General features: G+C 65.1%; 2 protein-coding genes. Both read right to left on the bottom strand.

Annotated elements, in window-relative coordinates; translation table 11 throughout:
• A partial coding sequence (locus EN893_RS29870) for a hypothetical protein (protein WP_128362018.1) occupies positions 1-1,286 on the bottom strand: 1,286 nt, incomplete at its 3' end.
• The coding region (locus tag EN893_RS29875) for a Gfo/Idh/MocA family oxidoreductase (protein WP_164901228.1) at positions 1,283-2,269 on the bottom strand (987 nt) is incomplete at its 5' end. The genes EN893_RS29870 and EN893_RS29875, both read right to left, overlap by 4 nt.

A 2,269-nucleotide genomic window follows, 5' to 3' on the forward strand; every position in this document is an offset into this window, starting at 1 on the left:
ATGCTGAGATCGTCGGCGGCATGCACGATCGGGCAAGTACAATGGGTGATGAAATCGAGCTGGTCCGCCGGCACGCGCTTGCGGTTGAGTTCGGTGAAGTAGCTGAACATGCCGCCGCCGAGGCGGATATCCGGAAAGGCGCGCCGCGCGGCCGCGTAAACATCCTCGAGCGGCGGACAGTCCGGCCACGTGCTGCCCGGCGGTGTCGACTGCCGGTCGACCGAAGGCGACACGGCAATGGCCGAGAGTTTTAGCCCGGCCTGGCGCACCAGGTCGGCGACACCTGACATCTCGGCGTCAAGATCGCCGGCGCACACAACGACGCATTCGAGGGTCGTTGCGGCAGCGTGGGCATTTGCGAGCCGGGCGAAAGCGCGCAAGGCGTCGAGCCCGTGGCCGCGCGTCGGATCGTAGTGAAACAGCAGCTGTTGTGGGCCGAGTGTCGTCAGCGTGGAGAGGTTCGCCAGTGCCGTCTCGACATCTTCGGGATAGATGACCACGCCGACATCCGGCAGCGTTGGCCCGGCTTCGCCGAGTTCGACGCGGACCGGTTCGCTGGCCACGGCGGCAGCCGGCGCTTTGCCTTCACCTGCGATGCGCAGGCTGATCGTCTGGCGCAGGGTTTGGCCGGCAGGCAGCACATAGGGCCAGGGCAGCGCCAGCGGTCGCACATAGGTCTTGTAGGAGGCGTCCGACCAGTTGCGCTGGTCCTCCATTTCGAAAGTATCGCTTTCCATCCGGCATTCGGCGGTGACGCCAGGCCGAACCTGATGGGTGATGGCGCGGATATCCTTGAAAGGCTGCCAGGGGTCTATCAGTTCGGGAAGCTTTGTCGCCTCCACGCTGCCGTCCGTATGCTCGACCTTGACCGGGCTGCCGGCGAGGTCGGCGATCGGGTGAAGGATGCAGAAGCCGCAGCGGTTGGTTTCGAAATCGCTCTCGGGAAGGGCGCTGACCTCGAAGACCAGACGGCCATCGGCGGAGCCTTTGATGGTGGCGCGGAAGCCGAGCCGGGTTCCATCGGGGGCCAGGCAGCTTGCCGAATAGCTGACCGAAAAAGCGTCGGCAGCCTGGTCGATGATCAGGTCCGTCAAATTTGGCTCATAGGTGCCCCAGTCGCGGTCACGCACGATATAGGCGACGGCGCGTAGCACTTCGGTGCCGCCATGCTGAATGGTGCGCAGATTGCCATTGACGAAGTCCGCGCTGAGCGCGCCCGCGCTGAGCCTGACCGGCTCGACCTCGACCGTACGCGTGCCGTAGAGCAGGAAGGCGTCGGCGGTCATTTCAGCGAGGCGTCGAGTTGCACCGGTTGCCGGCTCGCGGCCCCAGCATAGGCGGCCTCGACCAGCGCGAACGTCTTGAGATTGTCCGCACCCGAGGTCGCCGGTTGTACGCCCTTTGCCAGGCAATCGACCCAGTGCTGCTGGATGGCGACGACGCTTTCCTGGATGTTGTGCCAAGGCCGCGACGCCCACGGCAGCAGCGGCGGCGAAACGTCGGTGACGGCCGTGCCGCTCTTGCCGGTGACGGTCAGCCGATATCCCTGCGCCAGCCGGATCGTGCCGTCGCTGCCGTCGATCTCGATCAGCGTCTCGGGAAACGGCTCCGTGGCGAGCTTCGTCGCGTAGCTGCAGTCGACCACCGAGGTAGCACCGCTGTTGTGATCCATCAGCATCGTCGCGACGTCCTCGCCCGATATGCCGGGGTTGATGCGCACCGTCCGCGTCGTGATCGTGGACACATCGCCGAGCAGGAAGCGGGCGATGTCGAGGATGTGGATGCCGAGATCCTCGATGATGAAGCGCCTTCCCGTCGCCAGATAGGGCTGGCCGGAAAACACGTCATAGGCGGAGCGGAAGGAGATGCGACCGAAGAAGGGCATACCGATCTCGCCGCTGTCGAGCACGGCGCGCACCGCCTGGATCGGCGACTGCCAGCGAAAATTCTCATGCACCATCAGCGGCACGCCGGCTTCCGCGCATGCCCCGACCATCGCCTTGGCATCGGCGAGCGTCGGCGCGAACGGCTTTTGGCAGATCACCGGCACGCGGTGCTGTGCCGCCATTTCGACAAGCGGACGATGGCTGGGCGCGCTGGTGGCGATATCGACGAAGTCGAGGTTTTCGCCGGCAAAAAGTTCCCCCGCATCGGTATAGCGCTTCGCAATGCCGAATTGGTCGCCGACGATCCGCAACCGTTCCGGGTCACGGTCGCAGATGGCGACGATCGAGGCGCCCGCTATGTCGCGCCAGGCATGCATCTGGTT

The sequence above is a fragment of the Mesorhizobium sp. M7A.F.Ca.CA.004.04.2.1 genome (assembly GCF_004022825.1).
GTDB lineage: Bacteria > Pseudomonadota > Alphaproteobacteria > Rhizobiales > Rhizobiaceae > Mesorhizobium.